The 22,497-nt window shown below is 64.3% G+C and carries 26 protein-coding genes, 1 pseudogene and 1 riboswitch; of the genes and pseudogenes, 12 read left to right on the top strand and 15 right to left on the bottom strand.

From position 1 onward, the window contains the following. Window positions 1–86 precede the first annotated feature (86 nt). Window positions 87–983 (top strand): LysR family transcriptional regulator, encoded by an 897-nt coding sequence (locus JN280_RS30445; protein ID WP_202307804.1) that lies wholly within the window; start codon window positions 87–89, stop codon window positions 981–983. Between the two features lie 154 nt (window positions 984–1,137). Here the strand turns inward: JN280_RS30445 and JN280_RS30440 are convergent, their stop codons facing one another. Both JN280_RS30440 and bluB read right to left on the bottom strand, forming a co-directional pair. Next, window positions 1,138–2,382, bottom strand: a complete 1,245-nt coding sequence (locus tag JN280_RS30440; protein WP_202307803.1) for a S41 family peptidase — start codon at window positions 2,380–2,382, stop codon at window positions 1,138–1,140. Between the two features lie 117 nt (window positions 2,383–2,499). Continuing rightward, the gene (gene bluB, locus JN280_RS30435; protein WP_202307802.1) at window positions 2,500–3,219 is read right to left on the bottom strand and encodes a 5,6-dimethylbenzimidazole synthase; all 720 of its coding nucleotides are present in this window, start codon (window positions 3,217–3,219) and stop codon (window positions 2,500–2,502) included. Between the two features lie 43 nt (window positions 3,220–3,262). After that, window positions 3,263–3,446: riboswitch (cobalamin riboswitch) on the bottom strand. Between the two features lie 131 nt (window positions 3,447–3,577). On the opposite strand from bluB, the gene JN280_RS30430 reads away from it, so the two are divergent. The 6 genes and pseudogenes from JN280_RS30430 to JN280_RS30405 form a co-directional block, all read left to right on the top strand. Then, window positions 3,578–4,504: a histone deacetylase family protein gene (locus JN280_RS30430; RefSeq protein ID WP_202315126.1), complete on the top strand. Its 927-nt coding sequence runs from the start codon at window positions 3,578–3,580 to the stop codon at window positions 4,502–4,504. A 3-nt stretch (window positions 4,505–4,507) separates the two neighbouring features. After that, window positions 4,508–4,759: an exodeoxyribonuclease VII small subunit gene (locus JN280_RS30425; RefSeq protein WP_202307800.1), complete on the top strand. Its 252-nt coding sequence runs from the start codon at window positions 4,508–4,510 to the stop codon at window positions 4,757–4,759. A gap of 125 nt (window positions 4,760–4,884) precedes the next feature. After that, a complete protein-coding gene (locus tag JN280_RS30420; RefSeq protein WP_202307798.1) occupies window positions 4,885–5,805 on the top strand; it encodes a pirin family protein in 921 nt (306 codons plus the stop codon). 95 nt (window positions 5,806–5,900) lie between these two features. Continuing rightward, on the top strand, window positions 5,901–7,814 hold the full coding sequence (gene dxs / locus JN280_RS30415) for a 1-deoxy-D-xylulose-5-phosphate synthase (protein WP_202307796.1): 1,914 nt from the start codon (window positions 5,901–5,903) through the stop codon (window positions 7,812–7,814). Window positions 7,815–8,083: 269 nt separating this feature from the next. Then, on the top strand, window positions 8,084–8,407 hold the full coding sequence (locus JN280_RS30410) for a hypothetical protein (protein ID WP_244742283.1): 324 nt from the start codon (window positions 8,084–8,086) through the stop codon (window positions 8,405–8,407). Window positions 8,408–8,523: 116 nt separating this feature from the next. Continuing rightward, a pseudogene (locus JN280_RS30405) lies at window positions 8,524–8,709 on the top strand (transposase); the annotation flags it as partial. A gap of 341 nt (window positions 8,710–9,050) precedes the next feature. On the opposite strand, the gene JN280_RS30400 reads toward JN280_RS30405, so the two are convergent. Both JN280_RS30400 and JN280_RS30395 read right to left on the bottom strand, forming a co-directional pair. Next, window positions 9,051–9,800, bottom strand: coding sequence for an SDR family oxidoreductase (locus JN280_RS30400; protein ID WP_202307794.1), 750 nt, complete (start codon window positions 9,798–9,800; stop codon window positions 9,051–9,053). A gap of 9 nt (window positions 9,801–9,809) precedes the next feature. Beyond that, window positions 9,810–10,148 (bottom strand): darcynin family protein, encoded by a 339-nt coding sequence (locus JN280_RS30395; protein ID WP_202307792.1) that lies wholly within the window; start codon window positions 10,146–10,148, stop codon window positions 9,810–9,812. Window positions 10,149–10,160: 12 nt separating this feature from the next. On the opposite strand from JN280_RS30395, the gene JN280_RS30390 reads away from it, so the two are divergent. From JN280_RS30390 to JN280_RS30375, 4 genes are all read left to right on the top strand, one after another. Then, window positions 10,161–10,832 carry a TetR/AcrR family transcriptional regulator gene (locus tag JN280_RS30390; protein WP_244742280.1) on the top strand — a complete coding sequence of 224 codons (672 nt, stop codon included), beginning with the start codon at window positions 10,161–10,163 and terminating at the stop codon, window positions 10,830–10,832. A gap of 251 nt (window positions 10,833–11,083) precedes the next feature. Beyond that, window positions 11,084–11,383, top strand: a complete 300-nt coding sequence (locus tag JN280_RS30385; RefSeq protein WP_202307790.1) for a hypothetical protein — start codon at window positions 11,084–11,086, stop codon at window positions 11,381–11,383. Between the two features lie 84 nt (window positions 11,384–11,467). Next, the gene (locus JN280_RS30380) at window positions 11,468–12,229 is read left to right on the top strand and encodes a TlyA family RNA methyltransferase (protein ID WP_202307788.1); all 762 of its coding nucleotides are present in this window, start codon (window positions 11,468–11,470) and stop codon (window positions 12,227–12,229) included. Next, the gene (locus JN280_RS30375; protein WP_202307786.1) at window positions 12,226–13,467 is read left to right on the top strand and encodes a class I SAM-dependent RNA methyltransferase; all 1,242 of its coding nucleotides are present in this window, start codon (window positions 12,226–12,228) and stop codon (window positions 13,465–13,467) included. The genes JN280_RS30380 and JN280_RS30375 overlap by 4 nt, the downstream gene beginning before the upstream one ends. Before the next feature lie 58 nt (window positions 13,468–13,525). On the opposite strand, the gene JN280_RS30370 is transcribed toward JN280_RS30375, so the two are convergent. Both JN280_RS30370 and JN280_RS30365 read right to left on the bottom strand, forming a co-directional pair. Continuing rightward, window positions 13,526–13,888: a nuclear transport factor 2 family protein gene (locus tag JN280_RS30370; RefSeq protein ID WP_202307784.1), complete on the bottom strand. Its 363-nt coding sequence runs from the start codon at window positions 13,886–13,888 to the stop codon at window positions 13,526–13,528. A 195-nt stretch (window positions 13,889–14,083) separates the two neighbouring features. Continuing rightward, window positions 14,084–14,461 (bottom strand): nuclear transport factor 2 family protein, encoded by a 378-nt coding sequence (locus JN280_RS30365; RefSeq protein WP_202307782.1) that lies wholly within the window; start codon window positions 14,459–14,461, stop codon window positions 14,084–14,086. Window positions 14,462–14,525: 64 nt separating this feature from the next. On the opposite strand from JN280_RS30365, the gene JN280_RS30360 reads away from it, so the two are divergent. After that, window positions 14,526–15,104: a TetR/AcrR family transcriptional regulator gene (locus JN280_RS30360; protein WP_202315123.1), complete on the top strand. Its 579-nt coding sequence runs from the start codon at window positions 14,526–14,528 to the stop codon at window positions 15,102–15,104. A gap of 66 nt (window positions 15,105–15,170) precedes the next feature. Here the strand turns inward: JN280_RS30360 and JN280_RS30355 are convergent, their stop codons facing one another. From JN280_RS30355 to coxB, 9 genes are all read right to left on the bottom strand, one after another. Continuing rightward, window positions 15,171–15,866: an NAD-dependent deacylase gene (locus JN280_RS30355; RefSeq protein WP_202315122.1), complete on the bottom strand. Its 696-nt coding sequence runs from the start codon at window positions 15,864–15,866 to the stop codon at window positions 15,171–15,173. Window positions 15,867–15,877: 11 nt separating this feature from the next. After that, entirely contained in the window at window positions 15,878–16,624 is a 747-nt protein-coding gene (locus tag JN280_RS30350) for an SURF1 family protein (RefSeq protein ID WP_202307780.1), read from the bottom strand. Continuing rightward, entirely contained in the window at window positions 16,621–17,007 is a 387-nt protein-coding gene (locus JN280_RS30345) for a DUF983 domain-containing protein (protein ID WP_202307778.1), read from the bottom strand. The genes JN280_RS30350 and JN280_RS30345 overlap by 4 nt, the downstream gene beginning before the upstream one ends. A 161-nt stretch (window positions 17,008–17,168) precedes the next feature. Then, window positions 17,169–18,050 (bottom strand): cytochrome c oxidase subunit 3, encoded by an 882-nt coding sequence (locus JN280_RS30340; protein WP_202307776.1) that lies wholly within the window; start codon window positions 18,048–18,050, stop codon window positions 17,169–17,171. Between the two features lies 1 nt (window position 18,051). Then, window positions 18,052–18,672, bottom strand: coding sequence for a cytochrome c oxidase assembly protein (locus JN280_RS30335; protein ID WP_202307775.1), 621 nt, complete (start codon window positions 18,670–18,672; stop codon window positions 18,052–18,054). Between the two features lie 7 nt (window positions 18,673–18,679). Beyond that, on the bottom strand, window positions 18,680–18,817 hold the full coding sequence (locus JN280_RS30330) for a hypothetical protein (protein WP_202307774.1): 138 nt from the start codon (window positions 18,815–18,817) through the stop codon (window positions 18,680–18,682). A 1-nt stretch (window position 18,818) separates the two neighbouring features. Next, window positions 18,819–19,763, bottom strand: a complete 945-nt coding sequence (locus JN280_RS30325; protein WP_202307773.1) for a heme o synthase — start codon at window positions 19,761–19,763, stop codon at window positions 18,819–18,821. 75 nt (window positions 19,764–19,838) lie between these two features. Then, window positions 19,839–21,488, bottom strand: coding sequence for a cytochrome c oxidase subunit I (gene ctaD / locus JN280_RS30320; protein ID WP_202307772.1), 1,650 nt, complete (start codon window positions 21,486–21,488; stop codon window positions 19,839–19,841). 38 nt (window positions 21,489–21,526) lie between these two features. Beyond that, complete coding sequence (gene coxB, locus JN280_RS30315) at window positions 21,527–22,393, bottom strand: cytochrome c oxidase subunit II (RefSeq protein WP_244742272.1); 867 nt, start codon at window positions 22,391–22,393, stop codon at window positions 21,527–21,529. Window positions 22,394–22,497: the final 104 nt, after the last annotated feature.

Genomic DNA, 22,497 nt, shown 5'->3' with positions numbered 1-22,497 from the left:
CTCCTTCCTGCCGATATGTTGATCCTTGCGCCAGGAAACGAAATGGCGAATGATCAAAAGTCAGAATTGCAAATATCGGAGCAATCATGGACCGGTTTGACGAACTTGCGATCTTCGTCGCCATCATCGATGAAGGGAGCCTGACGGGAGCGGCAAGACGGCTGCGGCGCTCCGCGCCTGCCGTCACCCGGGCACTGGCTGCGCTCGAGGATCGTGTTGCTGCGCGGCTCGTCGAGCGCACGACCCGTCGCCTGTCCCCGACCGCGGCCGGCCGCGAACTCGCAGAACGGGCGCGCGCGATATTGGGAGACTATGACGCCGCCTTGCTCGGCGCCTCGGAAATGCCGATACGCGGCCTGTTGCGGGTGACCGCGCCCGTGCTGTTCGGACGCCGTCATGTCGCGCCTGTCGTCAACGGTTTTCTCGACAGTTTCCCCGAAACGCAGGTGGAACTCGTGCTGCAGGATTCCAATCTCGATCTGGTCGAGGAGGGGCTGGATGTGGCGGTCCGCATCGATCACCTCGCCGATTCCGCCCTTCTCGTGCGCCGGGTCGGTGAAGTGCGCCGGGTGGCCGTTGCGAGCCCCGGCTATATCGAGGAGCACGGCAGGCCCATGCATCCGCGCGATCTGGCGCAGCATAGTACGATTGCCAGCGCGCGTGTGGCCAGGGAATGGCGCTTCGGTCCGACCAGGCGTGGGCCGGTGGTGCGAATCGCGCCGCGACTGCTGGCCAACGAGATGGAAGCCCAACTCCTGGCCGTCAGGGCAGGGCGGGGCATCGCGAGGGTCTTGTCCTATCAGGTCGCCGACGAACTTGCGCAGGGCACGCTCGTGCGGCTGCTGCCTGAATTCGAGCCGCCGCCCATCCCCGTGCAGATTCTGGCGCGCAGCGGCGGTCACATGGCGCCGAAGGTGAGGGCTTTTCTCGACTACGCCTACACGGCCCTGCGCAAGCTGGACGCGGTGCGCGGGCCAGTCTGACCTCGTTTGCACCTCTGACCTCGTTTGCACCGTCGCGCCCGTTGGCGCGAAGCCAAGCGGCCCGGATGGGCCTCGCCGGCTGAGCCAAGGCGGATGCGTGAGGATCCACCGGGCCTGGATGCGCCAGCATCCAGGCTTGTTGGCATGAAGAACGTCAGCCGTCGGCCAGGATGCGCCGCATCTCGTCGACCGCGGCATCGCGCTGCGGGTCCCGCCCGGCTGCATAGGGAAGGATGAAAGGCACAGGCAGGTCGGGCTGGACGCCACGCCCCTCGAGCCTTGTGTCGTCGCCGATGACGGCGTCCGAAACGGCCAGTTCGAGCAGGCTGTCATCGGGAAGCAGGAACACCCGGCCGGCGAGCAGGGCGCCCGCACTGCGCGCTCCGACCAGCCTGACGCCCTTGGCCTTCAGGGCATAGGCGAAGACTTCGAGGCCGCTGCGAGTGCCCTCGTCAATGATGGCGACGACCGGTCTGCGCCAGCGCACATTGGCGAGAATGGCCTCGCCGTCGCGTTGGATCAGCCGGAAGGGCGGCGTGCCCCCCAGGAAAAGCTCCGCCGCGTCGGCGCTTCCGCCGCCCCAGCGGCCGCGCAGGTCGAGCACCAGACCGTCGGCCTGCTCGAGCGGACCTCGGGCGAGCGCTTCGGCCACCTTGTTCATGGAGCGTGGCGCCGCGAGCGTCCACAGCCTGATATAGCCGATCTTGCGGCCGTCCCGTTCCATGATCGTTGCGCTGTCTTCGATCGCCTTCTCGAACATGGGCAGCGGTCGCAGAAGCTTGACCTGGACCGTCTTGTCGAGCGGCTGGTCCCCGGGGCGGCGACGCAGCTTGATCTCGACCGTCTGGCCTGCCTTGCCGCGAAAGGAGATGATCTCGCGATAGGGAGCCCCGTCGACCGACATGACTTCGTCCCCGACCAGGATCCCGGCCCGGGCCGCTGGCGACCCGTCATAGACTTCGCTCACGAATCCAAGGCCGTTGCCTTGCCGCACGATCATGCCGATCCCGGCATAGGCGGCTTCGCCGTCGGGCGGGAACAGGCGGCGCATGTCGGCCCGCAGCGCGTAACGAAAGACATCGGCGAGCTCGAAATAGTCGATGCCGTCAGGCCGGAAGCGGCCGGTATGCGACACCTGCAGGCTGGCGAGAATGGCATCGATCGCAGTGTCGACACGCTCGGCCGGACTGGCGGCCGTGACGGGTGAGCGGGAATCCTCGATCTCGCGCCGCACCGCATCTTCAAAGCGGTCGAGCGCCGACCGGTCGTAGAAGCTGTTGACGACAAGCCGCACCGTTCGATCGAATACCGGATTCCCCGACTGCGGCAACTCGGCGGCCGGCGTCGGCAATGCCGCCAGGAAAAGCAGCAACAGGGCGCCCGCAATCTTGCTCAGCATCGGTTTCCTCCTCGCTGCCGCAATTATCTTCCCGATGGCGGCACGATCGAGATCGCGATTGACACTATTGCGTGAATACCCGGCATTGCTGCGAGGCTGCCACGAGGGTGCGATTCCTCAATCCCCCGACGCTTCATCGATCAGGCGCTTGAGCCCGCCCTCGCCGGCTCCTGCGTAGCTCTCGCTCATGATCAGCGTCGACAACGGCAGGCGCTTGCCCCAGCCCTTCGTTTCGAGGTCGGGTCGCCCAGCGAAGGTGGAGACTCGGCCGACACAGAGATAGGCGATGGGGACCACATGATCGGGTATGGCCAGCAGCCGTTTCAGGGCAGCCATATCGAGAATGCTCACCCAGCCGACCCCGACGCCTTCCGCGCGGGCTGCGAGCCAGAAGTTCTGGACCGCACAGACCGTGCTGAAGAGATCCATCTCGGGATTGTGCGATCGCCCGAGCGGCGAAGCCCTCGAGCGGGCGCGATCGCAGGTGACGCAGAGATTGATCGCGCTCTCGACGATGCCTTCCAGCTTGAGGGACCGGTAGAGCTCTTGCTTGTCCGCTTCCATGACTTCGGCTTCCCGGGTTTTTGCGGCGAGGAAGAGGTCTCGGACCTGATGTCGACGTTCGCGATCCCGGACGAGGATGAAATTCCAGGGCTGCATGTAGCCGACCGAAGGTGCGTGATGGGCGGCAGAAAGCAGCCTCGCCAGCACCGCATCATCGAGAGGCTCGTCGACGAAATGGCTTCGCACGTCGCGACGGGTGAAGATCGCCCGGTAGACCGCGTCTCGGGCGAAGGAGTCGAAGGAATTGTCGTTCTGACGGTCGTTGGTCGGCATCGCCTGTCCCCTTGCGATCGAAAACCCGCCGCCTGACCAAGCGGATGGCTATGCCTGCCGGGCCGGTCTTCTGGCTGGAGATCGTCCCGCTCCGGCGTCTTCCCGTTTCCGTGAACAGTGACGTCTTGCCGAAGCAGTCCCTCTTACAGCGCTGGGCGCGCCACGGATTTCAACCGTGTTCCCGATTCTCCCGCGTCGCCGCGGGCACCTGGCAGCGGCGGCGACCTTAGGCCGTCATTGATTGAAAGTCACCGCCCGTCACGGCCATCCCCAGGCCGGCGGGGATTTCCCCAGCGATCGTGCCATCAGCCATGCCCGGCGGTTCCATTCGCGTGGCCGGCGCACTAGATTGCGCTCCATGGTGACGCGTCTCTATTCGCATCCGATCTATCTCGAACATATAACGCCCCCCGGTCATCCAGAACGGCCCGACCGGCTGCGCGCGATCACGCGCGTGCTCGAAGACGAGGCCTTTGCCCATCTCGAGCGGGTAGAGGCGCCGCAAGGCGACCGGGAGACCATCCTCTATGCACATCCCGAAGAGTTCGTGCGTCGCGTCGAGGCGGCTGTCCCCGACACGGGGCTTGCACGCATCGACGCCGACACCTCCGTCAGCCCGAAGAGCTGGCAGGCGGCGCTGACCGCCATCGGCGCAGCCAATGCCGCGGTGGACGACGTTTTCAAGGGCGCGGCCGACAATGTCTTCGTCGCCGCTCGGCCGCCCGGCCACCATGCCGAGCGCACGACGGCCATGGGCTTCTGCCTGTTCAACACCGCGGCGGTCGCGGCGCGCCACGCCCAGAAGAAGCATGGTGCCGAGCGCGTGGCGATCGTCGACTGGGACGTGCATCACGGGAACGGCACCCAGGACATCTTCTGGAGCGATCCCTCGGTACTTTATTGTTCGACGCACCAGATGCCGCTTTTCCCGGGAACCGGCGCCTGGAACGAAACCGGCGCGGGCAACATCGTCAATGCCCCGCTCAGCCCGAACTCCGGTTCCGACCTGTTCCGCGACGCCTTCCTGTCGCGGGTATTGCCGGCGATCGACGATTTCCGGCCGGACCTCGTGATCATCTCGGCGGGGTTCGATGCGCATCACCGCGACCCGCTGGCCGAGATCAACCTGACCGAGGCCGATTTCGACTGGGCGACCGGCGTATTGATGGATCGCGCGTCGCGCTATGCGAACGGGCGGCTCGTCAGCCTGCTCGAGGGCGGCTACGACCTGCAGGGCCTGGCCTTTTCGGTCGCGGCCCATGTGAAGCGCTTGATGAAAGGATAGGCCATGGCCGGCGAGACCAATGACGACATCAAGGCCATGAGCTTCGAGCAGGCATTGGCCGCGCTCGAGCGCATCGTCGACGATCTGGAGAAGGGCGACGTGCCGCTCGACCAGTCGATCCGGATCTATGAGCGCGGCGAAGCGCTCAAGTCTCACTGCGACCGCCTTTTGAAGGCCGCGGAAGACAAGGTCGAGAAAATCCGCCTATCGCGTGACGGCAAACCCGTCGGGACGGAGCCGCTCGACGCGGAATAGCGACGGGCCTCTGAACCCGCCTGCCGTCGGCCCCTGGGGTTGGAAAAGTTTCCGGAGGGCGTAAGCTGCAACCTCGCCTTGCGGCAGCGATTGCTGCGGCGGCGCTTGAATGGCTGGAGCGACCGATGAGTTTCTTTCCCGGAAACGACCCTCAAGCCGGCGACGTCTTTGCCTGCGACGCCATCGAACTGATGGTCATTCCCAATGCGCGCGACATCGGCGGATTCGCCGTTCGCCGGGCACTGCCGACAGCGCGCCGCCGCCTCGTCGGCCCCTTCATCTTCTTCGACCGTATGGGGCCGGCGATCCTGCGGGCCGGCCAGGCGCTCGACGTGAGGCCGCATCCGCATATCGGCCTGTCGACGGTGACCTATCTGTTCGACGGCAAGGTGCGCCATCGTGATTCGCTCGGCACCGAGATGGTCATCGAGCCCGGCGATGTGAACCTGATGACAGCCGGGCGTGGCATCGTCCATTCCGAGCGTTCGCCGGAGGAATTGCGTGGCGGTCCTTTGTCGATCTCGGGACTGCAGACCTGGCTGGCCCTGCCCGAGGACAAGGAGGAGATGGCCCCCGTCTTCGACAACACGCCGCGCGGCGAACTGCCCGACTTCTCCTATCAGGGCGTCACCGGGCGGGTCGTCATCGGCGATTTCGACGGCATGCGCTCGCCGGTGCGAACGACCTCGGACACGCTCTATGTCGATATCCGTTTGGACGCCGGCGCCAGCGTGGACCTGCCGGCCGAGGCCGAGGAGCGGGCGATATACGTTCTCGACGGTATGGTGACGATCGCCGGCGATCGTTTCCCCTCGGACAGGCTGCTTGTGTTCCGGCCGGGCGACAGGATCACCGTCTCCACGGAGGCGGGCGCCCATTTCATGCTGTTCGGCGGCGCTTCGCTCGGCTCGAAGCGCTACATCTGGTGGAATTTCGTTTCCTCCTCCCAGGAGCGTATCGAGCAGGCCAAGGAAGAATGGCGGACCGGCCGCTTCGACATCGTGCCCGGTGACGAGAAGGAATTCATTCCGCTCCCTGAAAACTGATGCGCGTCATTGCCGCGCATTTACTTTGCCAGGGCCAAGCCTTATCTCCCTGACATCTCCCGTATGATCTTTCGAGCAGACAGGTTCCGTTGCAAGTGACTTCAATCCCCGTGACGCCGCTTCTGGACAAAGTCCGCATCCCCGCGGACCTTCGCCGGTTGCCGGAAAGCGACCTGCCGCAGGTCGCTGCCGAACTGCGCGCCGAACTGATCGATGCCGTCTCCCGGACCGGCGGGCACCTTGGCGCCGGCCTGGGCGTGGTCGAACTGACCGTGGCGCTGCATTACGTCTTCAATACGCCCGAAGACAGGCTGATCTGGGACGTCGGCCACCAGGCCTATCCGCATAAGATCCTCACCAGCCGCCGTGATCGCATCCGCACCCTGCGCCAGGAAGGCGGCCTGTCGGGCTTCACCAAGCGCGGCGAGAGCGAATACGATCCGTTCGGAGCCGCGCATTCGTCGACCTCGATCTCTGCCGGGCTCGGCATGGCCGTGGCGCGCGACCTGGTCGGGGGCCGGAACAACGTTATCGCCGTCATCGGCGACGGCGCCATGTCGGCGGGCATGGCCTATGAGGCGATGAACAACGCCGGCGCGCTCGACGCGCGGCTGATCGTCATCCTCAACGACAACGACATGTCGATCGCCCCGCCAACCGGCGCAATGAGCGCCTATCTCGCCCGCCTCGCCTCGGGGAAGGCCTATCTCGGCCTGCGCGACGTCGGCAAGAAGCTGACCTCCTATCTCGGCAAGCGCGCCAACAGGGCGATCACCCGCGCGGTCGAGCATGCGCGCGGCTATGTCACCGGCGGCACGCTGTTCGAGGAACTCGGCTTCTATCACATCGGGCCGATCGACGGACACAATCTCGAGCATCTCATCCCGGTGCTGAAGAACGTCCGCGACAATGGCGAAGGGCCTATCCTGATCCACGTCGTGACGCAGAAGGGCAAGGGTTACGCGCCGGCCGAGGAGGCCAGCGACAAATATCACGGCGTCAACAAGTTCGACATCATCACAGGCGCACAGGCCAAGGCGCCGGCAAACGCCCCGGCCTATACCAAGGTCTTTGCCGAGAGCCTGATCCAGGAGGCGCGGGAAGACGATCGAATCGTTGCGATCACGGCGGCGATGCCCTCCGGCACCGGCCTGGACCTGTTCGGCGAAGCCTTCCCCTCCCGCACATTCGATGTGGGCATCGCCGAGCAGCATGCGGTCACCTTCGCCGCCGGTCTGGCAACCGAGGGGTTGAAACCCTTTGCCGCGATCTATTCGACGTTTCTGCAGCGCGCTTATGACCAGGTCGTTCACGACGTGGCGATCCAGAAGTTGCCGGTGCGTTTCCCGATCGATCGGGCCGGCTTCGTCGGAGCGGACGGCCCGACCCATTGCGGTGCCTTCGACACGACCTATCTCGCTTCGCTTCCCGGTTTTGTGGTGATGGCGGCGGCCGACGAGGCCGAATTGCGCCACATGGTGCGCACGGCAGCCGCGTTTGACGAGGGCCCGATCGCCTTCCGTTATCCGCGCGGCAACGGCGTCGGCGTCGAAATGCCGGAGCGGGGTTCCCTTCTGGAGATCGGCAAGGGCCGTATCGTCAAGGAAGGCACCAAGATCGCGCTGCTCTCTTTCGGAACGCGGCTTCAGGATTGTGTCGCTGCGGCCGAGGAACTGGATGCGGCCGGCCTGTCGACGACGGTCGCCGATGCGCGTTTCGCCAAGCCGCTCGATCAGGATCTCGTCCGCAGACTGGCCCGGTCGCATGAGGTGCTGGTCACTGTCGAAGAGGGCTCGGTCGGCGGTTTCGCGAGCCACGTCCTGCAGTTCCTGGCGGTCGAGGGCCTGCTCGACCAAGGGCTGAAAGTCAGGCCGCTTGTCTTGCCCGATGAGTTCACCGACCACGGCAAGCCCGAGAAAATGTATGCGGATGCGGGCCTCGATGCAGCAGGCATCGTGCGCACCGTCTTTGCCGCCCTTGGTGGCATGGTTCAGGTCGCGCGCGCCTGATTTCGCCGGGTTCCGCTGCGGTGCCAGTGACGTTATCCGTCATACGACCTGTCGGCGCTATCCGCCAGGAACTGTCTTGCTTGCCGGCCGGGTAACCGGGAATGGACCGTAGTTCCTGGATTTTGGTCAGCCGACGACCGTCGATCCGTTGGTCTGTTCATCTCGTGAGGATTGCTGTACGACCCCTGCGTCAGCAGGTGGGGTGGCGCAAATCAACGGCTGGTCGGATGGAGACTGAACGATCCATGGCGATGGGGCGAGTATGGACTGTGGCAACTTTGCTGCTGGTGGCCGCGGTCGCCGGGTGCACGGCGGCGCCCGCCGAGTATGCAGCCACGCTCTCGACACAAGACCCGAAGTGGCAGTCGCCGCAGTGCGAACAGATCCGCGCGGAGGCGTTGACCTATGGGGCCGGAAAAGCCAAGCCGTTGAACATGGGGACCGCTCTCTTGATGGGCCCCTACGGACTTGCGATCGCGGCGGCGGGCAGAGAGCATCAGGAAAAGCAACGAAAGCTGTTCGCCCGCGACATGCATATGCGATGCTCAAGTCTGCCTCTTCCCCAAAATCTGGAAATCATTCCCGAGCGATGAGGCAGACCAAGCGGAAGGGGACAAGACATATCGTTGATCCGCGGAGCAGTCACAGTTGAGGCGCCGCGCCAAGGTGTCCGGCGTCCAGCGGATGATGGAGAGGCACTCCTCGAGACGGCAAGAGTGCGATCCATCTGGCTCGTGTTTACAGAGAACGCCGCCGCAACTATGAGGGGCAGCACTTTTGGGCACGCGGCTACTTCGTCTCGACCGTCGGTCGCGACGAGGCCGTGATCCGGGAGTATATCAAGAATCAGGAGCGCGAGGATCAAAGGCTGGAGCAATTGAACCTTTGGCGCTGAACGGCCACCTTGGGTGGCCAACCCCATGAGGGGCCGCGTCAGCCACCCAACAGGCCGCTTTGAGCGGCCCAAATCCTAAAGCCCCGGCTTTTGCGGGGGATACTTACTTATGAGAATCCTGATTGCCGGGTTCTCAAATTAGCTGCGTTTTGCACGGAGGTTCTCGGCCTGCGGGCGTGGGCTATCATGTCTTCGGCGGCGTCGCTGAATCGGACCCTGCCGGCCCCGCCGCGTCGCGCAGCCGTCGTCTTGCTGGTAGCCGCGTCGGCCAACTCACGCTGCGCGATTGCGGTGCGGACGATGGGCGCAGACCCGCAATGGGGACGATGGGCGGCATCAACCTATCCGTTCCGCAGCAGCCGGTATGCGAAGGCTGGCGACAGGCGGTGAAGGATACGAAGCAGCCGGGTCTTGCCGACCCAGACTTCGCGATTCCGTCTCTCGATGCCGTGCACGACCGCGCGGGCCGCGTCATGCGCGGTCATCTTGGCGCCGCTCCGGCCTTGTGTCATGTTCGTATCGACAAAATCCATGGCCACATCGATGACCCGGATCGCGGGAGCGGAATCCTCGCAGCGATAGCGCAGGGCCCGGCTGAAGGCGCCGAGTCCGGCCTTGCTCGCGCAATAGACAGGGGCCGTCCGCTTCGGCGCCAATGCAAGCCCCGAGGAGATGTTGACGATAGCCGCTTCTTTCTGCCGCGCCAGAACCGGCATCAGGCCGAAGCTCAATGCAACCGGCGCAGTGAGGTTCAGGTCGATCTCGTCTCGGAAGTCCGCCATTCTACCGCCGTCCCCGATCCCGGTCGCCGCCAGGTTGATCTGTACACCGGCATTGTTGACGAGGATGGCAAGATCGGGGCAGCACTGCGTGACTTCGGCCACGACCCTGTCCTGATCTTGGCCGCGGGACAGATCGGCCTGGAGGAGCGCGATTCGTTCCGGACTACAGCCGATCGTCGCCTCGGCGCGCTGCCGGTCGCGCGCCACGATGATGACCTTGGCGCCCCTGGCGGCGAGTTGCAGCGCGATCTCCTGCCCAATTCCGGCGCTGCCGCCCGTCACCAGCGCCGTCTTTCCCTCAATACGCATTATCCCGCCTCACGCCGCCGTATTCTCGAAATAGCGGAAGCCGTCTTCCACGGCCGGTATGATCTGGACCAGTTCAAAATAAGGCTCGGCGAAGAAGGCGGAGTCGCGCAACCGCTCCATGACGAAGTGGAAGGAGATCAGGTCGTCGGCTTCGAACATAGCGATATCCGTGCAAAAAGCCGTGAAGGCTTCGGCGTCGAAATGGCGAATGGTAACGCTTTCGTCCTTCAATGTGTCGGCGAAGGCCGAATTCGCGATTTCGTTGCGGCGCGAGCGGGGGAGGGACAGCCAGGAAGGCAAAGTCCGTAAAAGCACAAAGATGGTGAACCGCGGTTTGGGTGTGGTCACGAGAGGTTCCTGTTGTCTGCGTTGGCGATGCGGGCTAAAATACGAGCAATTGCTCGCAATCCTTACTCGCATTCCATGGTCGCCACGCAATCCCCCATCGATGCCCGCAAACGCCCGCGTCAGGCCCGTTCAGCTGCTACAGTCGAGGCCATTGTCGAGGCCGCTGCTCGCGTTTTGGAGGCCGGCGGCCTTGCGGCGTTTAACACCAATGCAGTGGCGGAAAAGGCAGGAGTGAGTGTCGGCAGCCTCTACCAATATTTCCCCGCCAAGGAGGCGTTGCTCGCGGAACTGATCCGCCGCAAGCGCGCGGAACTTATGACGATGATCGAGCGGGAGAAGGCGCAGGCGAGAGGGCGCGATCTGCCGTCGGTCCTCAACGGCTTCATCCGCGCAGCCGTATCCCACCAACTCGAAAGGCCGCGGCTTGCCGGCAGTCTGGAATATGCTGAAGCGATGCTGCCGATTGACACGGAGACCGAGGCGCTGAAGCGGATGATCGTCGCGGCGGTGGCCGAGATACTGTCGCTTCACGGGATCGCCAAGCCAGAAACCGCCGCCAGGGACCTGGCCGCTCTCACGCGCGGCATGGTCGACGCGGCGGGATTGTTCGGCGAGACGGACATGTCGTCCCTTGAGCCGCGCGTCAGACGGGCGGTTTACGGCTATCTCGGGATTCGAAAGTAAGACGACGGTAGTTGGCAAGATTGGCAGGCGGTTGCATAGCGATGAGAACTGTTCGGTTGCCTTCGATCGCCGCTGTCAACGCGCCAGTTCGACGGCAGACGGCGTCGTCCAGGTCGCACGTGCCTGACGTGCCCATCAGGCAACTTACTCTAACCATCTGTCTACGCTGGCATTTGGCGTTTCCGTAACCTTGTCCCTTGACCGTTTCTTAGCGCGCCCCAGGTAGAACCGCGTCTGGACAGTGGCCTACGATGAAGATGCCGACGATCGGCGTCGCGATGCTGGTCGTGCTCGCCCCGCCGGCCGTCGCCGATATCCAATATGACTGCAAGCTTGAACAAGCCGTGCTGAGGATCGTCGCCGACAAGATCGGAACGCTGCGTGGTGGTTTCGCTCACGATGTGAAGCCCGCCCCCGTGCTGCCTCCCACGGTCTTCAGCGAGCCTGCGGAGCTCTATCCGGCCGCTCCGACGGGGTCGACGACCCATCGTCATGGATGGGAGCTGATGCTCGCGATCGAGCACAGGGCGTCGCGCTTCGTCGCCTTCTGACGATCGCCGCTCCGGTCGGCCGCGTCACGACCCGGTTGCAACGTCCCGCTTGCCTTCGCCGCCGGCTTTCGCCAAGGAAGGCCGATGAAGCTCGACCAGCAGACAAGCCGGATACGCCTCGACGAACTGCTCGTGCGTCGCGGCCTCTTCGCCACCCGTTCGCGGGCGCGCGATGCCGTCGAGCGCGGGACGGTGAGTGTGGCCGGCGTCGTCGCGACAAGGCCCGGCGCCAGTGTCGCGGAAGACGTTGTCATCAGCGTCGACGACCCGGCGCAGCACTTCGTCTCGCGCGCCGCGTTGAAGCTGGTCGCCGGGCTCGACCATTTCGGCCTCGATCCCGCGGGGCGGCAGGCGCTCGATGTCGGAGCCTCGACCGGCGGCTTCACCCAGGTGCTGCTGGAGCGCGGTGCCCGTCATGTCGTGGCGATCGATGTCGGCCACGGACAAATGGAGCCGCGTTTGCGGTCCGATCCGCGTGTCTCCTGTGTCGAAGGGCTCAATGCCCGTGACCTGCGGGCCTCGCATCTCGGTGGCGTGGAGCCTGAAATCATCGTCTGCGACGTCAGCTTCATCTCGCTCACCCTTGCGCTGCCGCCGGCGCTCCACCTCGCGGCGACGGGGGCGTCCGGCGTCTTCCTGGTGAAGCCGCAATTCGAGGCCGGCAAAAACGCGATCGGCAAAGGCGGATTGCTGCGTGATCCGGGGGAGGGACCCGTGATCGCGCAACGTCTACGCGCGTGGCTCGACGGCGTTCCCGGCTGGCGAGCGCTCGGCCTGTGTCCGTCGCCGATAGAAGGCGGCGATGGCAACCGCGAGTTCCTGCTGGCCGGAGCCAAGGATCGATGACTGCACGCTTCGTCATAGACAGGCTCGGCGCCAAGGGCGACGGCATAGCGGAAACCGGTACGGGACAGGTGTTCATCCCGTTCACCTTGCCGGGAGAGACCGTCACCGCGGCACGCGAAAAGGACCGCGCCACATTGATGGCGGTGCTCGAAGCCTCGCCGCTCAGGGCCGAACCGGTTTGCAGCCATTTTACCGAATGCGGCGGGTGTGACCTGCAGCATTTCGAGGGCGAATCCTATCGCGCCTGGAAGCGCGAGAAGGTCGTGCATGCCCTCAAGGGCAAAGGGATCGACGTTCCGGTTGCCGCGACCGTCGCCTGCGCGCCGGCCTCGCGCCGCCGCGTCGTGTTCTCGGCGCGGCGCACCGAGGCGGGCATGATCCTCGGCTACAACAGGGCGCTGTCGCATACGATCATCGACATAACGGAATGCCCTATCGCCGCACCCGAGATCGTTGCCGCGTTACCGAGGCTGCGGAGCCTCGCCAGCCTCATCTGCATGACGCCGCAGCCGTTCCATCTGGCTGTCACCCTCACGGCTTCGGGCCTCGATGTCGCGGCCGACGGTTCCGGCAAGCTGTCGGAGACGGCACGGCGCAAGGCGAGCGATTTCGTGATTCGCGAAGGCATTGCCAGGCTCTCGGTCGATGGCGAGATCGTGGTCGAGCCGCGCAAGCCGGTCGTCATGTTCGGCGACGCCGCGGTGACGCCGCCGCCGGGTGGTTTCCTGCAGGCCGTCGCCTCGGCCGAAGAGGCGATGGCGGGGCTGGTTGCGGCGCATCTCGGCAAGGCGAAGCGGATCGCCGACCTGTTCGCCGGTGCCGGTGCCTTTGCCTTGCGCCTTGCGACGAAGGCCGAAATCCATGCGGTGGAAGCCGATGCCGCGCCGCTCGCCGCTCTCGACCGCGGTTTCCGCTTTGCTCGCGGCCTGAAGCGCATCACGGCGGAACGGCGCGACCTTTACCGCCGGCCGATGACTTTCAAGGAGCTGAACGCTTTCGACGCAGTGGTCTTCGATCCGCCCCGGGCCGGAGCCGAGGACCAGTCGAAGCAGATCGCCCGCTCGGACGTGCCGCTGGTCGCCGCTGTTTCCTGCAATCCGGTCACGCTGGCCCGCGACCTGCGTATCCTCATCGACGGTGGCTATTCCTTGAAATGCGTGACGCCGATCGACCAGTTCCTGTGGTCGGCGCATGTGGAGGCCGTGGCTCTATTGGAGAAGCCGCGCCGGCGACGCTAGAGGCTCGAGCCTGATGGGTTCCGCAGGGTGCTCGCGAGACGTGAGGAGGGGCATGTCCCTATCCCTTCACGTATCCCAGACCTTCGACGATCTTTCCGTCCCGAACGCGCATTATGTTTATCCCTCGCACCCGATCCGCCTTGCTTTTGCTCCATCGGAGTTGCCATCGGATGATCCCGCGGTCCTGGCTGGCCCAAATCTCCTCGGCTTCGAATACAAGGTTCGCAGAGGACGCGATTCCCTTCCAAAAATTGAGGCAAGCCTCACGCCCTTCGTAGCGCGCGCCATCCGGAGCGGGCGTCGTATTCTCGAGAACGCAACCCTCACCAATCAGATCGTCGAGGTCTTCGGGCCGGTGCTCCTCGAACGCGCCATTGAAGCGGTCCATGATCGCGCGGGTAACTTCGCTGTCGGTCCTCATTCTCTCACCTCATTGAGCCATATGGCGCTTCGCCCCCTACAGGGCGTCGCGTGAAACGCGAGAAGGATTCACGCGACGCGCCGTAGATTATTGATCTAGCGCATGCCTTTTTCCCGAACCGCTGCTCACTTTCGAAAGCAGCGAGTGGCTCCCCGGACGTGTCGGTTCGGCGGCGAGGAAACCACTATCTGGCGGTCACTCAGGTAGTGGGGCCGACTGGCCGGGCGACTTTGAGTAACCGAGCGCTTCGACGATCCGGCCGTCGCGGACATGCATCAGGTTGACGCCCCGAACCGACCCACCGTCACCGAAATTGAAACGCCAGCGGATGATAGCGCGGTCGCCCATTGCGATCGTGTCTTCAACATCGAAATAGGTAACCGGGTCCGCAGCGAGAGCCTCCCAGAATGCGAGGCAGGCGTCATAGCCTTCGTATCGCGTACCATTGGGCGCCGGCTGAATCGACTCCATGACGCAGTTCGGTGCGATCAGGTCTTTGAGGATCGCAGGCTCGTGATCGAGGAAGGCCCGGTTGAATCGATGCACGATTTCGGCTGTCTCGTTCGTCTGCATTGTTTCTCCTAGGTAGACAGGTCTGTCTATGTACCATACAGGTCTGTCTGTTAGAGTCAATCCCATGAACAGAACCGTTTCGCAGACCGATCCTGGAGTAAGCGCGGCGCGCCGCCGCTTACTCGATACCGCGACCCGTCTCTTCTATACCGAGGGCATCCGTGCCGTGGGCATCGACCGCATCATCGCGGAAGCGGGCGTGGCCAAGGCGACGTTCTACAATCACTTCCCGTCGAAGGATGATCTCGTCCTCGCCTATATCGAAGAGCAGGACCAGCTTGGGCGGGAAGCCACCTCAGCGCTCCCCAAGCAGTCTCCGCGCAAGATGATCGCCGCGATCCTGGGGCGCATCAGCGAAGCCGTCGTCACTGGGGACTACCGGGGCTGTCCGTTCCTCAACGCAGCCGCCGAATACCCCGACCCGAATAGCCCCGTTCGGCAAGCCATTGATGCGCGCCGTGCATGGTATCACGGCGTCCTCCGGAAGCTTCTTGCTGCGGATGGCGATCCAGCCCCTTCCGTCACCGCCTCGCTGCTTGTCGCTCTGTCAGACGGCCTACTCGAATCCGCGTATCTCGACGATTCAAGGGACGTTCCCGCCCTTGTCAGGGAAGGGCTGGAAAGGTTGCTGGCCCGGCGTTGAGACAACAGTTCGACGGATCGCGAACTCATGGAAGGACGGCGGATAGACGAGTCCTGACATCAAGGGTCAGGGCCAGCTCTTCTCGATGAGGCGGTCTACGAAGGCGGGCACGACCTCGGTCGCCCGGCCGTAGTGGGTTTGCGCGAAAAGGCTGCCGCCTTCGGAAGGTTCCAGGTTGAGCTCGACCGTATGGGCGCCGGCGAGGCGCGCCTCTTCGACGAAACCGGCCGCGGGATAGACGCTACCGCTGGTGCCGACCGACACGAACAGGTCGCATTCCGAGAGCGCGGCGTAGATGCGTCCCATATGATAAGGCATCTCGCCGAACCAGACCACGTCGGGCCGCAATCGCCCTACGGTGCGGCATTGCGGACATTGCGACGAGGTCGACATGTCGCCGGGCCATTCGCTGCGTTCGCCGCAGGCCTCGCAGAGCGCCTTGGCGAGTTCGCCATGCATGTGCAGCAGCCTGTGCGAGCCGGCTGCCTCGTGGAGATGATCGATGTTCTGGGTGACCAGCAGGAACGTGCCGAGGAATGCCTGTTCCAGTCGGGCGAGCGCCGCATGCGCCGCGTTCGGCAGGATGCCCGCCATGCCCCGCCGGCGTTTGTTGTAGAAGTCGTGCACCTTGCGCGGATTGCGGGCGAAGCCTTCGGGAGTGGCGACCTCCCGATAGTCGACCTTCGACCAGATGCCGCCTGCGTCCCGGAACGTGTCGACCCCGGACTCGGCCGAAATGCCGGCGCCTGTGAGGATGACCATGGAGGAGGGGGTCACGCGCGACGTCTCGAGATCAGCCAGGCGCCCAGGACGGCAAGCAGCGCGGCGGCGAGCCCGTACCAGGTCAAGGCATATTGCAGGTGGTTGTTAGGGAAGTCGACCAGGGTAACGCCTCCGATCGGCAGCCCGCCGGGGTTGGGCGTGGCATCCGCATCGATGAAGAATGGCACGATTCGGTCGGCCGGCACGCCTGCGCGACCGGCCATGGCTGCAAGATCCTTCCAATAGAAGACGTTCTGCGCCGGATCGTTGTCGGGCACCAGCGAGGATGGCTTTTCGGCGAGCGGATTGCGGGCGAGACCCTTCAAGGCCATTAGGTCCGCGATCTGGCCCTCGGCCCGCGTCGATGGATCCTTGCGGTCAAAGGGCACGAAGCCGCGATTGACGAAGAGCACACGCCCGTCGAGCAACTCCAGCGGTGCATAGACGAAGAAGCCGGACTGTCCGCGCCAGGTCGCCAGGAAATGGCTCTCGCGGTCGTTGAGCAGGCGGCCGGTCGCCTCGACGGGCCAATAGTCGACGTCCCCGGTTTCGGCGAATTGGCGCTCCAGCTCGGAGAGGGGCCGCGAAGCCGACCCGATGCGTTGGTCGACGGCGGCTATGAGCGCCTCCTTCCAGGTGAGCCGCTGCATCTGCCACGTGCCGAGGCCGACGAGCATGGCAAAGAGGACGGCGCCGAGCCCGACGATTGCCCATGCAGGCCCCTTCGGGCGCGCGGCCTGGTGGTCGGCTCGGCTCATTGCGGCCGGTCCAGCCGCCCTTCGGCCGCCTTGTTGCGGTATTGCAGCGTGATCAGGACGCCCTTGATCAGCCGCAGGGCGGTCAGCGAGAGCACGAGTGTCAGCGGGATCCAGAGCAGGAGATGCAGCCATAGCGGTGGGCCGAAATTGACCTCCATCCATAGCGCCAGGCCGACGACGATGAAGCCGATGATCAGGATGACGAAGACGGCCGGTCCGTCTCCTGCATCGGCGAAGGAATAGTCGAGCCTGCAGACGCCGCAGCTCCTGGCGACGGTCAGGAAACCCGAGAAGAGCCTTCCTTCGCCGCATCGCGGGCAGCGCCCCTTGAGCCCTGCCGTGACCGGGTCTACCGGCGGCCAGATCGCCTGATCGTCGCTCACGGGTCTATTCCGATCATCCTCGTTCGCCATTTCCCGATCCTTACCATGTCTGCGCCGGCGACCGTCGTGCGGCCATTCGTCCGGCTGATCGGCCCGCGCAGAGGCCGAAACAAAAACGGCCGCGCAGGGGCGGCCGTTTCCTTGGTCATTTCCGTCGAGGCTCAACCGTGAGCGATGACGGCGCCCTGCGAGGCCCAGACATAGACGCAGGCGAACAGGAACAGCCAGACGACGTCGACGAAATGCCAGTACCAGGCAGCCGCCTCGAAGCCGAAATGCTGCTTCGGCGTGAAGCCGCCGGCCATGGCTCGGAACAGACAGACGAGCAGGAAGATCGTGCCGACGAAGACGTGGAAGCCGTGGAAACCGGTCGCCATGTAGAAGGTGGCGCCGTAGATCGAGTCCCTGAAACCGAACGGCGCGTGCATGTACTCATAGGCCTGGACGAACGAGAACAGCACGCCAAGCGCGACCGTCAGCGCAAGGCCCCAGACCAGGCCCTTGCGGTCGTCATGGATCAGGGCATGGTGGGCCCAGGTCACCGTCGTGCCGGAAAGCAGCAGGATGATCGTGTTGTAGAGCGGCAGATGGAAGGGGTCGAGGACCTCGGTGCCCTTCGGTGGCCAGACCCCGCCGGTATAGGCTTCGCGGGCATATTGCGCGGCCTCGTTGGGGAAAAGTGCGGCGTCGAAGAAGGCCCAGAACCAGGCCACGAAGAACATCACCTCGGATGCGATGAACATGATCATGCCGTAGCGCAGGTGCAGCGAGACCACCTTGGTGTGATGGCCCTCATTGCCCTCCTTGATGGTATCCCGCCACCACCCGGCCATGACCATCAGCACGATGAAAAGGCCGATGACGAAGAGATACGGCGAAGCAAGATTCACGCCGAGGATGGGGAACTCGTTGCCCTTCAGATACTGCATGAAGCCGACGCCGCCGATCGCCATGACGAGCGCGCCCACGGAGCCGAGGAACGGCCACGGGCTGGGGTCGATGATGTGGTAGTCGTGCTGCGGTTTGGCGTGGGCGTTTGCCATTCTATCCCCCGAGTTGTCCGTCGGTAGTGGTCTTATCACCTTCCGCCTTCGGCGCAACCGCCACCGGCTTGTTCCCTTCGATCGGGAAGAAAGTGTACGAGAGGGTGATCGTCTTGATGTCCTTGAGTTCCGGCACGTCGACGATGGCCGGATCGACATAAAAGACGACGGGCATGTCGAGCGTTTCGCCAGGCTTCAGCGTGGTGTCGGTGAAGCAGAAGCACTCGACCTTGTTGAAATAGGCTCCGGCCATCTCGGGCGTGACGTTGAAGGTCGCGCGGCCGGCATTGGCCTTTGAGAATCGGTTGGTCGCCTTGTAGCTGGCCTGCGTCGTCTCGCCGATCTTGATCGTCACCTCGCGGGCCACCGGCTGGAAGTCCCAGGGCAGGCCAGCCGTGTTGGCGTCGAAGCGAATGGTGATGTCGCGGTCGAGCACGCGGTCGGAATACTGCTCGACGCGCTGCGTGGTGCCGCCATAGCCGGTGACCTGGCAGAACATCTTGTAGAGCGGCACGGCTGCATAGGCCATGCCGACCATACCGCCGAAGAAGGCGAGGCACACCCCGGCGACCAGCAGGTTGCTGCGGTCCTTGCTCGCGCTCTTGCTGCGATTCTCGACCATCACCGCCTCACATTCTGACGATGGTGGCGACGTAGAAGATGATGACCAGCGCGCCGAGCCCGATGCCGATGGCGATCGAGCGGCTGCGCTGAGCCTTCCTCTGTGCCTCGGTGAGCGTCACCATTTCGATATTGTTCTCGTTCATATCAGGCTCCGGGCAGGCCTATGGCGCGCGAGACGACGACGTCGCCCAGATACACCGCGAAGATGGCGAACAGATAGAGCAGCGAATAGGCGAACAGCTTCTTGGCGGGCTTCATGGCGCGATCGTCGTCGCCCATGCGCAGTACCTTCCACGCATACCAGACGAAACCGATGCCGAGGGCGATAGAAGCGGCGCCATAGACCGCCGTGGTGTAGCCGAGGATCCAGGGCAGCACGCCGACGGGCGCGATCAGCACCGAATAGACAAAGATCTGCCGGCGCGTCGAGGCATGGCCGGCGACGTTCGGCATCATCGGAATACCGGCGCGGCCGTAGTCCTCCGACTTGAACAGCGCGAGCGCCCAGAAATGCGGCGGCGTCCAGAGGAAGATGATCAGGAACAGGACAATGCTTTCCAGGCTGACCGAGCCGGTAGCCGCAGCCCAGCCGACGACAGGGGGGAAAGCGCCGGCGGCGCCGCCGATCACGATGTTCTGCGGCGTCGAGCGCTTCAGCCACATCGTGTAGATGACGGCATAGAAGAAGATGGTGAATGCGAGCAGGGCGGCTGCGAGCCAGTTGACGAGCACGCCGAGCGTCATCACCGAAAGGACTGAAAGCACCAGGCCGAAGACAAGTGCCTCGCCGGGTGCGACGCGGCCCGAGGGGATCGGGCGCTTGGCGGTGCGGGTCATCACCGCGTCGATGTCGGCGTCGTACCACATGTTGAGCGCGCCCGACGCACCGGCCCCGACGGCGATCGAGGCGATGGCGATCATGCCTATGAATGGGTTGACCGTGACGGGGGCGGCGGCGAGGCCGACGAAGGCCGTGAAGACCACGAGGGACATGACCCGCGGCTTGAGCAGCGCGAGATAGTCCGACGCCGTCGCTTCCGACATTCGGAAGCGGGCTTCGTCACATCCGCTTTTCTGCACAAGGGCCATGCGTACTTAAGTCCATCATTCCGTTTGGCCGAAGCCGCCGGACCGGCCGGCGGCTTCAAGATCGTTTCCCGCCGATCACTTGATCTTCGGCAATTGCTCCCACTGGTGGAAGGGCGGCGGCGAAGGCAGCTGCCATTCCAGCGTGGTGGCGCCTTCGCCCCATGGGTTGGCTCCGGCGATACGCTTCTTCGAGAAGGCCTCGAACACGCCGTAGAGGAACACCAGGACGCCGAGGCCCGAGATATAGGAGCCGTAGGACGACACCAGGTTCCAGCCCGCAAAGGCATCGGGGTAGTCGATATAGCGGCGCGGCATGCCGGCGAGGCCGAGGAAGTGCTGCGGGAAGAAGACCAGGTTCACGCCGATGAACGTGACCCAGAAGTGGGTGCGGGCGATCAGCGGCGAGTACATGTAGCCGGTCATCTTCGGGAACCAGTAGTACCAGGCGGCGAAGATGGCGAAGACGGCGCCGAGCGACAGCACGTAGTGGAAGTGGGCGACCACGTAGTAGGTGTCGTGCAGCGAACGGTCCAGGCCGGCATTGGCGAGCTGGACGCCGGTGACGCCGCCCACGGTGAACAGGAAGATGAAGCCGATCGACCACAGCATCGGCGTGCGCATGGAGATCGAGCCGCCCCACATCGTGGCGATCCACGAGAAGATCTTCACGCCGGTCGGCACCGCGATGACCATGGTGGCGAACACGAAGTAGCGCTGCGTGTCGAGCGAAAGGCCGGTCGTGTACATGTGGTGCGCCCACACGATGAAGCCGACCGCGCCGATCGCCACCATGGCGTAGGCCATGCCGAGATAGCCGAAGATCGGCTTGCGCGAGAAGGTCGACACGATGTGGCTGACGATGCCGAAGCCCGGCAGAATCAGGATGTAGACTTCCGGGTGCCCGAAGAACCAGAACAGGTGCTGGAACAGGATCGGGTCGCCGCCGCTCTCGGGCGCGAAGAAGGCCGTGCCGAAATTACGGTCGGTCAGCAGCATGGTGATGCCGCCCGCCAGCACCGGCAGCGAGAGCAGCAGCAGGAAGGCGGTGATCAGCACGGACCAGGCGAAGAGCGGCATCTTGTGCAGCGTCATGCCTGGGGCGCGCATGTTGAAGATCGTGGTGATGAAGTTGATCGCGCCGAGGATCGACGACGCGCCGGCGATGTGCAGCGACAGGATCGCGAGATCCATCGCCGGTCCGGGCTGGCCGCTGGTCGAAAATGGCGGATAGATCGTCCAGCCGCCGCCCACGCCGTAGGCGCCGGGCGCGCTCGGCACGAAGGCCGACAGGATCAGAAGGAGGAACGCCGGAGGCAGCAGCCAGAACGAGATGTTGTTCATGCGCGGGAACGCCATGTCGGGCGCGCCGATCATGAGCGGCACCATCCAGTTGGCGAAGCCGCCGATAAGCGCCGGCATGACCATGAAGAAGATCATGACCAGGGCATGGGCCGTGGTGAAGGCGTTGAACATGCTCTTGCCGCCGTCGATGGCGGCGTCGCCGTCGAGGCCGTAGACCATCTGCGCCAGGCCGGTGAAGATCTGGATTCCGGGCTCCTGGAGTTCCATGCGCATGACGATCGACAGCGCGCCGCCGATGATGCCGGCGCAGATCGCGAAGATCAGGTAGAGCGTGCCGATGTCCTTGTGGTTGGTCGAATAGACCCAGCGCACCCAGCCTTTCGGCTTGTGGTCGTGGTCGTCGTGAGCTGCAGCGCCTGCCATGTTCCGCTCCGTTCCTTAGTCCCTATCGGTTCGCGGCATCAGTTGCCGGCGACCGCCACTTTGTTGTCGCCGTCAACCGCGGCCATCAGCGCCTTGTTCGCGCCGGGCAGGTCGGTCTTCGCAGCCGCGAGCCAGGTATTGTACTGGTCTTCCGATACGACGCGGATCGCGATCGGCATGTAGGCGTGGTCCTTGCCGCAGAGCTCGGAGCACTGGCCGTAGAAGAGGCCTTCCTTCTCGGCCTTGAACCAGATCTCGTTGATGCGGCCCGGCACGGCGTCGGTCTTCACGCCGAAGGCCGGCATGGCGAAGGCATGGATGACGTCGCTGGCGGTGACCAGAACGCGCGTCGTCGTGTTGACGGGAACGACGACTTCGTTGTCGACGGCCAGGAGCCGCGGATACCTCGCCTTGTCTTCCTTGCCGGCCGCGGCGCGGTCGCCTTCCTGAAGCATGGCCGAGTTGAAGGAGAGCGCATCCTCGACCTGGTACTCATAGTCCCAGTTCCACTGGTTGCCGGTGGCCTTGATGGTCAGCTTCGGCTCTTCCGGCGGTGTGTACTGCGCCGTCAGGAGCTGGAAGGAGGGAACGGCCAGGGCCAGGAGCACCACGACCGGACCGACGGTCCAGATGACCTCGATCAACGTATTGTGGCTGGTGCGCGAGGGCACGGGATTGGCGCTCGCACGGAATTTCAGGATGCAGTAGGCGAGCAGCACGAGCACGAGAAGCGTGATCGGGATGATGAACCACAGCGTATATTTCTCGAACCATTCGATCTGTTCCATGATCGGCGTCGCCGCCGCCTGGAAACGCCACTGCCACGGCGTCGGCTGGTCCGCATAGGCCGCCGCCGCGGGGAGGAATGCCGTCAGTGCGGCTGCGCCAGCAAGGAATTTTCTCATCGCCCTCATCATCTCCCAGTCTTTGCGGCCAGGTCGTCGCCAAAGCCCGCCGGAACTGGAATCCCGGCGGCCATGGCGCGTTCAAACCACACTCTCATTGCGAC

This window comes from Mesorhizobium sp. L-8-10 (assembly GCF_016756635.1).
GTDB lineage: Bacteria > Pseudomonadota > Alphaproteobacteria > Rhizobiales > Rhizobiaceae.
The sequence above is the reverse complement of the archived record's forward strand: the minus strand, read 5'-3'. Positions and strand labels throughout refer to the sequence as shown.